This window comes from Streptococcus sp. STC1396 (assembly GCF_058933875.1).
This window is the reverse complement of the sequence record NZ_JBZYCU010000016.1, coordinates 42,248-52,116: the sequence shown is the minus strand read 5'-3', so window position 1 is coordinate 52,116 and position 9,869 is coordinate 42,248. Positions and strand designations below refer to the sequence as shown.

At 43.9% G+C, this 9,869-nt stretch carries 8 protein-coding genes; all 8 read right to left on the bottom strand.

Features of this window, described 5'->3' with window-relative positions:
- Window positions 1-184: 184 nt before the first annotated feature.
- Complete coding sequence (parC, locus tag AC5FEC_RS07050; RefSeq protein WP_493661743.1) at window positions 185-2,635, bottom strand: DNA topoisomerase IV subunit A; 2,451 nt, start codon at window positions 2,633-2,635, stop codon at window positions 185-187.
- 54 nt (window positions 2,636-2,689) lie between these two features.
- Window positions 2,690-3,424, bottom strand: a complete 735-nt coding sequence (locus AC5FEC_RS07045; RefSeq protein WP_493661742.1) for a CPBP family intramembrane glutamic endopeptidase — start codon at window positions 3,422-3,424, stop codon at window positions 2,690-2,692.
- Window positions 3,405-4,238 (bottom strand): aminoglycoside 6-adenylyltransferase, encoded by an 834-nt coding sequence (locus tag AC5FEC_RS07040; protein ID WP_493661741.1) that lies wholly within the window; start codon window positions 4,236-4,238, stop codon window positions 3,405-3,407. The genes AC5FEC_RS07045 and AC5FEC_RS07040 overlap by 20 nt, the downstream gene beginning before the upstream one ends.
- 215 nt (window positions 4,239-4,453) lie before the next feature.
- On the bottom strand, window positions 4,454-5,173 hold the full coding sequence (locus AC5FEC_RS07035) for a hypothetical protein (RefSeq protein ID WP_493661740.1): 720 nt from the start codon (window positions 5,171-5,173) through the stop codon (window positions 4,454-4,456).
- 25 nt (window positions 5,174-5,198) lie between these two features.
- The gene (gene fic / locus AC5FEC_RS07030; protein ID WP_493661739.1) at window positions 5,199-5,804 is read right to left on the bottom strand and encodes a protein adenylyltransferase Fic; all 606 of its coding nucleotides are present in this window, start codon (window positions 5,802-5,804) and stop codon (window positions 5,199-5,201) included.
- Between the two features lie 25 nt (window positions 5,805-5,829).
- Window positions 5,830-6,576 carry a DUF6261 family protein gene (locus AC5FEC_RS07025; protein WP_493661738.1) on the bottom strand — a complete coding sequence of 249 codons (747 nt, stop codon included), beginning with the start codon at window positions 6,574-6,576 and terminating at the stop codon, window positions 5,830-5,832.
- A 195-nt stretch (window positions 6,577-6,771) separates the two neighbouring features.
- Window positions 6,772-7,818: a tryptophan--tRNA ligase gene (locus AC5FEC_RS07020; protein ID WP_493661737.1), complete on the bottom strand. Its 1,047-nt coding sequence runs from the start codon at window positions 7,816-7,818 to the stop codon at window positions 6,772-6,774.
- A 9-nt stretch (window positions 7,819-7,827) separates the two neighbouring features.
- Complete coding sequence (gene parE, locus AC5FEC_RS07015) at window positions 7,828-9,771, bottom strand: DNA topoisomerase IV subunit B (RefSeq protein WP_493661736.1); 1,944 nt, start codon at window positions 9,769-9,771, stop codon at window positions 7,828-7,830.
- Window positions 9,772-9,869 lie beyond the last annotated feature (98 nt).

Genomic DNA, 9,869 nt, shown 5'->3' with positions numbered 1-9,869 from the left:
TATTTTGGGGTACTCGTCGGTAGAGTGGATTAGTTTGTCCCGCGAAAGTGATATTCAAGAAATTATCAACCACAAAGCCCTCACTTATATTATACTTCTAAATGAGGGCTGTTTTCTTTATTTTCGTGTTTCTGTGGGTGACGGCTATGTCGTCATGGCTGTCTGTCCCACTCTCTAATATGGATTATTTGATATAAGCTGAGAAGACTTCTTCGTCTGAAATAGTATCAGAGATAAAGCTGCCGTTACTGGTGCGCTCAGACAGGCTGAGGTCAGCCAGATTGATTTCATAGGCCGTTCCTTTATTAGAAAGGACTTGTAAAATCTGCTCCTCACTGACTTCTGCTTCGGTAGTAAAGAGGTCAAAGTCCGTAGCTTCGCCAAAGACCGGTCCAGCCACAAAGACACGATGTGGCTTGGCCTTAAGCTCTCTCAGAACTTGAAGTCCGCGATTTGCTCGACTAGTAACAGGAATGTCTGCGACCGCCATACGCTTGAGCGAACCGCGCTGAGTCAGGAGGTAAAGCGAGTCTGTGTTGGCGATAAAGGCTGCCGCTAGGACATCGTCCTTCTTGAGGTTGATAGCCTTAACCCCAGCTGCCTTAGCTCCGACAACTGGTACTTCTTCAATATTGAAACGCAGGGCATAGCCCTTTGTAGTCACTAACATGACATCGTCTAGCTTAATCGGTGCCAGAGCAATGACCTGATCTTCTTCATTTTTCAGCTTGGCAAACTTGAGCGACTTAGACTTGTAGGTCCGCCAAGGGCTGAACTCCTTGCGCTCCACTCGCTTGATTTGGCCCAGCTTGGTCGCTGCAAAGTAAGTCCCTTCCTCAAAGCTGTCCAGCAATTCTGTATAGATAACCTCTTCCTTGGTATCAAAATTGCTGATGGTCTGGCTGAGGTGTTCGCCGATTTCTTTCCAGCGGATGTCTGACAGCTCATGAACAGGCCGGTAAATAACATTTCCCAGGCTGGTAAAAATCAGCAAGTGCTGAGTCGTCTTGGCTGGACTGAGGAAAATCAGGCGGTCATCATCACGCTTGCCCATCTCCTCTAAGGTCGAAGCAGAGAAGGAACGCGGACTTGTCCGCTTGATATAACCAGAACGTGTCACGCTTACATAGGTCTCTTCCTCAACAATCAGACTAGCCGTATCAATCTCAATGGCGTTTGCTGTATCCTGCAGCTCGCTGAGACGCGGATTACCAAACTTCTTCTTGACATCGCGGAGCTCTCGCTTCATAAGATTATACATAGTGCGCTCATCACCGATAATGGCAGCCAGCATGGCAATCTTCTCGCGCAGCTCTGCTTCTTCCTCTTCCAGAACAACAACGTCTGTATTGGTCAAACGGTAGAGTTGGAGAGTGACAATCGCCTCAGCCTGCTCCTCAGTGAAATCATAGCTGACTTTAAGATTTTCCTTGGCGTCCGCTTTGTTTTCTGAAGCACGAATCAGGGCAATCACCTCGTCCAAGATAGAAAGCACCCGAATCAATCCTTCCACGATATGCAGTCGTTTCTCAGCCTTAGCTTTGTCAAACCGGCTGCGAGCCAGAATAATCTCCTTGCGGTGGGCAATGTAGCTGGTTAAGATTGGCACAATTCCCACCAAACGCGGCGTGAAATTGTCAATAGCCACCATGTTGAAGTTGTAATTAACTTGTAAGTCGGTGTACTTAAAGAGATAGTTGAGAATCAGCTCAGTATTGGCGTCTTTCTTGAGTTCGATGGCAATGCGAAGACCGTCCCGGTCTGATTCGTCCCGCACCTCGGCAATTCCGGCCACTTTGTTATTGACCCGCACATCGTCAATTTTCTTGACCAAGACCGCCTTATTAATCTCATAAGGAATCTCGGTGATGACGATTTGCTCTTTACCGCCCTTCAGCTTTTCAATCTCAGTTCTGGAACGCACCACGACGCGACCTTTGCCAGTCTCGTAAGCCTTCTTGATCTCATCACGACCTTGGACAATAGCTCCTGTCGGAAAATCTGGGCCAGGCAGAAACTCCATGAGTTTGTCCACCTTGGCAGACGGATGGTCAATCATATAGATGACCGCGTCAATGACTTCGGCAAGATTATGAGGTGGAATATCAGTAGCATAACCAGCGGAAATCCCAGTTGCTCCATTGACCAAAAGGTTAGGAAAGGCTGCCGGCAGAACGGTCGGCTCTTTCTCAGTATCATCGAAGTTCCAAGCAAAAGGAACGGTATCTTTCTCGATATCCTGCAAAAGATAGCCAGCCATTTCAGACAAGCGTGCCTCAGTATAACGCATAGCCGCCGGTGGATCACCGTCCATTGAGCCATTGTTCCCGTGCATCTCAACGAGAATCTCGCGATTTTTCCAGTCCTGAGACATACGGACCATGGCATCGTAGATGGAGCTGTCACCGTGAGGGTGGAAATTCCCCATGATGTTCCCGACAGACTTGGCAGATTTGCGGTAGCCCTTGTCAAAGGTGTTGCCGTCCTTGTTCATCGAATAAAGAATACGGCGCTGAACAGGCTTCAAGCCATCGCGAATGTCTGGCAAAGCCCGCTCCTGAATGATGTATTTGGAGTAGCGACCAAAGCGCTCTCCCATGATGTCCTCAAGGGACATGTTTTGAATGTTGGACATAATAATTCTCTTTTTTAAATGTTTTGTTGCAAAGTAAATCTATATTTTATAAATTTAACTGTTTCTTTGTAGGTAGTGAGAAAAGAAGAGCAATCCTACTAATCCTAGAATGAATAAAAGATTAATTTTAATAACAAATAAGCTAAGTAGGGTATTAATTAGGCCGTGAAAAATGGCGCAATAAAGGATCGACTTAGTCTTTTTGAAAACAGCCGCTAGAAGAATGCTGAGATAAATTGCGAATAGACTGAATAATATAAAAGGCATCCTACTTTGAGAGCTTCCAATCACAAACCATAAAGGTACATGCCATACTGCCCAAATACAACCTGTTATCAAACCAGAAATCCAAAAGGAGAATCTAGTTTCCAAAGTTGGTTGCAAGATGCCTCGCCATCCCAATTCTTCTTCGCCACCATAAACACAGACTGCACTCAAAAAAACAACAAACAAATTTCCTAGTGGAAAAGCTGGATTAATCTCCTTAGACGAGACAGCAATAACACCCGTCTGCACGAAAATTAGTATAAGAAATAACAAAATATATTTCTTTGAGTCCCCTAAGATAAAAGAGACTATGCTTTTAATTGATTTTTGAGGCAAACAAGAAATGGCTGCAATGGTTGGACCGAAACCTCCTAGCAGATGGAGAAAAACCCCCAGCGGACTTGTTAGACTTAAGAGGCTCATTTGCGTCAGAAAAGCGAGCAATCCCCAACCAAATCCCCAAGAAATGAGAAAACTAATCAGTAAAAATTTTGTTATCTTATTATTTTGTAAATATTTCATTTGTTTCGAGTCTCTCCTCAGCATAAGCCAGCATCTTCTCAGCGGTCTCTTTGTCATAGTGGAAGCCAGTTTTGAGAGAGAAAACTTGTGCTTCTTTGTGGAAAAAGTCCATGGTAGCTAAGAGAGACTTGGTGATTTTTTTCTGGTCAGAAAAGTCAAGCAAGGATGTAAATTCTTTCTCTTTCTCAGCAGGCAAATGCTGAAAAAGGTATTTGTAGTTCTTGCCAACATCAACTGTTCCCTTGTCTGCTGCCACTTGCCAAGCTAAAAGTTTGAGCAATTCTTGCTGGCAGATGCCATAGAGATGATCCGTAGCATAGATGAGTTGTTTGCGACGAATGCCCTTGACCACATAGGCTGAGACCCAGCAAAATTCATTGCAGGATTTGTCAAAATCAATCGCGCTGGCTGGTGCCGTCCAATAGCGCTTAGTCGTCGGTGCATAAGGGGCAAAAAGCCCCTGCGGGTCATCCAGCACCGTAAAATCCGCTTCGCTATCCACCCACTCTTTGATGTGTTCCTTGGGACAAAGGGTCAAATCGATCCGATTGCCATCTTCAAAGAGCATGAGATAGAGGCGGCGATGGTCAAGTACATTATGCTGCTCGATGATGCGCTTACCAAACCTTTCCAACCATGCAAGGTCAGCTGCCAAACCATCCAAATCCTCCACAATGTAGACCACATCATAGTCTTGGAACTCGTCCTTGGGAGCATTCGGGTTTGTCCGCGAACCGGACATGGCGACAGCGTCAACCTGTAGCACTTTTGCGGTTTGCAAAATCACATCAAACATCTCGGATTCAGTTCTCATGGGAATACCTGCCTTTTTAGTGAAAACTCTTGATTCTGTAGAGGACATGTCTATAAAGGGGACTGTCTGCTGGAACTTTTTCATTATCAAATTCTTTGACAAATTCCATACTCATTTTTTGTATGACTTTGACAACAGACCTTTTCCCTAGCTATACAACTCATTTAGTTATTTCTCAATCTCTACCCGTACTATTGCATCATTGATAAAAATTTTTATTCATCTGATACAAGTCTTAATTTTTCAGTAGAATTATAGCCAATAATTCCACCAATTTCTACATTCGGAATGAAGTAATTAAAATTAAGCTCCTCATACTCATCCGGCTTATTGCACAAACTTCTGATATGAATACCTCTCGGAATCAATTCTTCCTCATGATAAATCAAATCGGCACGATATTTCACTTCAATAGAACTATCTTTCTTACAAATTCTATTTCTAATAAGATTTTCAAAATATGTTTGGTTATAGCCCCACCTAGCTTCGTAACAATTTTGTTCCTTTGGCTGATTACCTTCATTTGACCATGTTGTTTGCCGATATATGTTTTCCATATTTTTTTTGCTGGTATTAAAATCACTCCCTAAAAAAAGTTCTCTTCCCAATATATGCCCTGCATCAAAACCTGTTCCTGTGAACGGACTCTTTCCTCTTAATCCTCTTCCCGGTTTATCGCTTTTAGTTATTGATTCTTTTGTTGCCAAACCGACACCCCCTACTGGACGGCTAAAGCTATCAAATCCAAAATTGTACGGTTTATTCCAATCAATACCTTCAAAATCACATTCCTGCACATCAGGCAATTTATAACTACCAAATTTGTATTCTAAATCATAAGAAGTTACACCAAGTTTTTCTAACATATCATCTTTGAAAAAATCTTGACCAATAAGATCTTCCGGATATGCTTTATTATAGTCTGTTGCTCTCATTCTAAAAACTCCTTAGTTCCCATATTCACAACTCCTCAGCCTTATACAGGCTATAGCCTTCATAGTAGTAACTATGGTCTACGCCTATCATGTAGAGGTTGCGGTTATGAATGTCCTTTGTGAGGGCTCGCTTGAGAACGTGGTTGATTTCTGTGTCTCGAATAGGGCTGCGCTCCATGGCTAGGAGGTAATCCTCCTTGTCCACTTGAGACCAGTCCACGACTTGCCCCAGCTCAGCCTTGAGTAGGTGGTCCAGCCAAAGCCTCATACTTCTGCCATTTCCCTCGCGGAAAGGATGAGCAATATTTAGCTCCACATACTTTTCGACAATCTGATCAAAGGTCAGCTGAGGCATTCGATCAACATTTTCCAAGGAAGCTGCCAGATACATGACAGGCGCAAAACGAAAGTTCCCTTTGGAGAGATCGACTGTCCGAATCTGACCAGCAAAGTCATAAATTTCTTCAAACAAGAACCCGTGAATAAAGGCTAGAGTGGCATAGGTGCCAGCTACTTTATCGTCCAGAAACTGCTCTTCAAAAAGCTCTTTCGCTCGAGTTTTGCTGATTTTTTCTTCCATCTTGGCTAGTTCAAGTGAATCCATCAGCCCCAGTTTATTGTCAAGCGTCATGGTTAGCTCCTTTCGTCAGAAGTTGCTAGTTCGCCTCCGCCACTTCTTCCTTCGCTTTCTTAGCTGGCTTGCGTTTTTTATAGCGGCTGCGGATAGTGTTGAGATGGTCACGGAGATTGACCATGTGAGTTCTTTCGGGATAAGCGTAAGCACCGATAGCGGTGAAGTCCACAAGGAAATCATAGATTTCCTGCAGCTTGAGGCGGACAGTCTTATTTTGGCTTGGAGCCTTGCCCTTGAGCTCAGTCAGTCGCTCCTTATAAACCTTGTCAAAGGCTTTCTGAGCAGCAGCCAGACTATCGACATGGGCTTCCAGATGAAGCTTAGCTAACGCTGTCTGGTAGGCTGACTTTTTCAGCTCTTGGAGCAGGTGGTTGATGCCCTCGGTCTCCTTTTCAAAGCTAGTTCCAGCGAGGCCGCTATAGTTTTTCAGGAGCTGAGACAGGGTCTCGTAGGCTTCCTTGGTCGCTGCGTCCTTGACACGCGCAAAGGCCCGAACCAAAGACTGGAGCGTAGACAAAGCATCGTCACGCTCACGGTCAGCTTTATCTAGACTAGCCACCAGCTTGCTGGACTTGGTCTGATGAAGCCCGCCTTGTAGCTTAGCCAAAAGTTGCTCCATCTCCGCCAGCTTATTCGTGTAAATAGCATCTACCTTGTTGGCATTATTAAAAGCCGAAATCTCCTCCATGCTCTCAGACATAAGCTGGAAAAATTCATTGTTTTCCAAATTGCGTACAGTTAAACTAGTGATTCCATATTCTTTTTTCATAAAACTCCTCTTTCTTCATGTGTTTTTTAATCTTTTGCTCCAAAACCGCTCGGAACACATGTGAACGTTCGGCTTTTGCTCTAAAAAATCAAATTACACATGTGTGATTTGGTTTTTTGCTGCTAGATAAGAAATCCTTCATGTGAAATTTCTTGTTTTAGAGCTGGGGAAGATAATTTCAGATGTGGGATTGAGTCATCCTTCTCTTAAAAACGTTAATTCTGATAAAATTCTAGCTTCATCCAAGCTTAGAATAACAAACAAGGATGAGGTGTAGATATCATCGTACCATTGTTCTAGTTTCTCATTAGTCATATCAAGATGATATTGTTTAGCATTGTTATGTCTTAGACCAAAATTATTATACATTTCAAAAAGCTTCTCAAACGCAATAATCTTTTGATTATTAACCTTGAAAACCTCCTTTAATTCCTCAGAATTATTCAGTTCTTTTCTTAATGGCTCAAGGTAGTTCGCTAAAGAAATAAGTATTTCTTTCTTACGCTGAACATTTCCTTTATTTGCAAAATGATTATATTCTAAAACCTTTATCGCATCTTGAATACTCGTTTCAGATACAATTTGAGAAACTTCTGAGGCATAAACATTCTTTTCAACAATGATCCGATTTCCACTGTCTAATTCAATCAGTTCGTGATTTGTTTTATCTAGAGAATAGTTTATTCTATCCTCAATTTCTTTAAAACTATCTGATATTAAGATTAAGTTGTCTGAAAGGTCGTCCGAAAGCTGATCTAAACGATCATAGAAATCTGATTCCCTAAATTTTACATGAATATTATCATTTAGAAGAGATCTTAAATCAAGAATAAACTCTATATAAGAAAAAAGTCGTTCAATACCATTCATATTATTTTCAAAATATTCTTTTACTTCCTCATAAGAACTAAACTGAGTTTTTCTATATTTAAGATATATTAAAAAATTGTTATTAAATACATCTTGAAACGATAAATTTTTATTGAGTACATCTTTTAGAATGAATAAATTTTCTTTAGATAAACCATTATTAAGTAATAAACCTTCTACATCACCTGAATTTACATAAAAACGAAATTCTCCATATTCTTTTTGTAAAATTGAACTAAATAGTTTATTTAGAATTGATGAAAATGGATATGGTCGTCTTTTTTCCGATATAAGTTTTGAAATTATTTCAAACTCTTTATCTGCATCAAATCCCATATTCTGAATAAGCTCAAAATAATTTTTTCTCGTCATAAATTCCTCCTAAAACACCCCACTCTCCTCAAGAGTAAACTTGACGTTATCCTCAATCCACTTACGGCGTGGTTCGACCTTGTCACCCATGAGGACATTGACACGGCGTTCGGCGCGGGCTAGGTCTTCAATGGTGACACGGATGAGGGTGCGGGTTTCAGGATTCATGGTCGTCTCCCAGAGCTGGTCAGCGTTCATTTCACCGAGCCCCTTGTAGCGCTGAAGCATGGCACCCTTGCCAAACTTGCGGCGCAGGTCGTCCAGCTCGCCATCGGTCCAAGCATACTCGACAACTTCGCTCTTGCCCTTGCCCTTGGACATCTTGTAGAGAGGCGGCAGGGCGATATAGACGCGACCAGCCTCGACTAGCGGGCGCATATAGCGATAGAAAAAGGTCAGCAGCAAGGTTTGGATATGGGCACCGTCGGTGTCCGCATCGGTCATGATGATGATCTTGTCGTAGTTGGCATCCTCAAGGGTAAAGTCTGTACCCACACCCGCTCCAATCGTGTAGATCATGGTGTTGATTTCTTCGTTCTTGAGAATGTCGGCCATCTTAGCCTTAGCAGTATTGATAACCTTACCGCGCAGGGGCAGGATGGCTTGGAACTTACGGTCACGGCCTTGCTTGGCAGAGCCACCGGCAGAGTCTCCCTCGACCAGATAGAGTTCGTTCTTGGCTGGATTCTTGGACTGGGCCGGAGTTAGCTTACCAGAGAGCAAGCCCTTGTCTTTCTTATTCTTCTTGCCATTGCGACTTTCGTCTCGTGCCTTGCGGGCTGCTTCTCTGGCATCTCTGGCCTTGATAGCCTTGCGGATGAGATTAGAAGCCAACTCGCCATTTTCCAAGAGGAAGAAGGTCAGCTTGTCAGAGACGATGGAGTCCACGGCCGGACGAGCCAAAGGACTGCCCAGCTTGTCCTTGGTCTGGCCTTCAAACTGGAGGTGTTCTTCTGGGATGAGGATAGACAGGACAGCAGCTAGACCCTCGCGGTAGTCCGATCCTTCCAGATTCTTGTCCTTGTCCTTGAGCAGGCCTGTCTTTCTGGCATAGTCGTTCATAGCCTTGGTAATAGCGGTCTTGAGCCCCGTCTCGTGGGTACCGCCGTCCTTGGTGCGGACGTTATTGACAAAGGACAGGATATTGTCCGAGTAGCCGTCGTTGTACTGGAGGGCCACCTGAACTTGGAAGCCGCTCTCCTCGCCCTCGAAATAGAGAACAGGAGTCAGGGTTTCCTTGTCTTCATTGAGATAGCTGACAAAGTCTTCAACCCCGTTCTCATAGTGAAACTCCACTTCTTCGCCAGTCCGCGCATCAGTCAGTGACAGGCGGACATTCTTGAGCAGAAAGGCTGATTCCTTAAGGCGCTCCGCAATGGTGTTGTACTTGAAGTCTGTCGTTGAAAAAATCGTATCGTCCGGCATGAAGGTCACTTTGGTCCCAGACTTGGACTTAGGTGCCGTGCCGATTTTCTTGAGCGTAGTGACTGGTTTTCCGCCATTTTCAAAGCGCTGCTTGTAAACAGTGCCGTCGCGCGTGATTTCCACTTCTAACCAGCTGGACAGGGCATTGACAACAGAGGACCCTACACCGTGGAGACCGCCCGAGGTCTTATATCCCCCTTGGCCAAACTTACCGCCAGCGTGGAGAACTGTGAAAATGACCTCAACCGTGGGAATGCCCATAGCGTGCTTGCCGACTGGCATCCCGCGTCCGTGGTCTGCGACAGTCAAACTGCCGTCTTTGTTGATGGTGACCTCGATTCGGTCACCGAAGCCTGACAAGGCCTCATCGACTGCATTGTCTACAATTTCCCAGACCAGATGGTGAAGTCCCGCTCCGTCGGTTGAACCGATATACATCCCCGGACGTTTGCGGACCGCATCCAACCCTTCTAATACCTGAATGGCATCGTCATTATAATTGTTAATATTGATTTCCTTTTTTGCCACAAGGAACCTCCTGCATGATAGTCATCCTTATTATCTTACAGGTTTTTGGTAAATTTTGCAAAGTTTTTTCTAAAAAATAGCCTTAAAAAGGCTGATAG

Bases quoted from the DNA above. Each gene is read 5' to 3' on its own strand.
- parC (WP_493661743.1), bottom strand. From the start codon at position 2,635: ATGTCCAACATTCAAAACATGTCCCTTGAGGACATCATGGGAGAGCGC.
- AC5FEC_RS07045 (WP_493661742.1), bottom strand. From the start codon at position 3,424: ATGAAATATTTACAAAATAATAAGATAACAAAATTTTTACTGATTAGT.
- AC5FEC_RS07040 (WP_493661741.1), bottom strand. From the start codon at position 4,238: ATGAGAACTGAATCCGAGATGTTTGATGTGATTTTGCAAACCGCAAAA.
- AC5FEC_RS07035 (WP_493661740.1), bottom strand. From the start codon at position 5,173: ATGAGAGCAACAGACTATAATAAAGCATATCCGGAAGATCTTATTGGT.
- fic (WP_493661739.1), bottom strand. From the start codon at position 5,804: ATGACGCTTGACAATAAACTGGGGCTGATGGATTCACTTGAACTAGCC.
- AC5FEC_RS07025 (WP_493661738.1), bottom strand. From the start codon at position 6,576: ATGAAAAAAGAATATGGAATCACTAGTTTAACTGTACGCAATTTGGAA.
- AC5FEC_RS07020 (WP_493661737.1), bottom strand. From the start codon at position 7,818: ATGACGAGAAAAAATTATTTTGAGCTTATTCAGAATATGGGATTTGAT.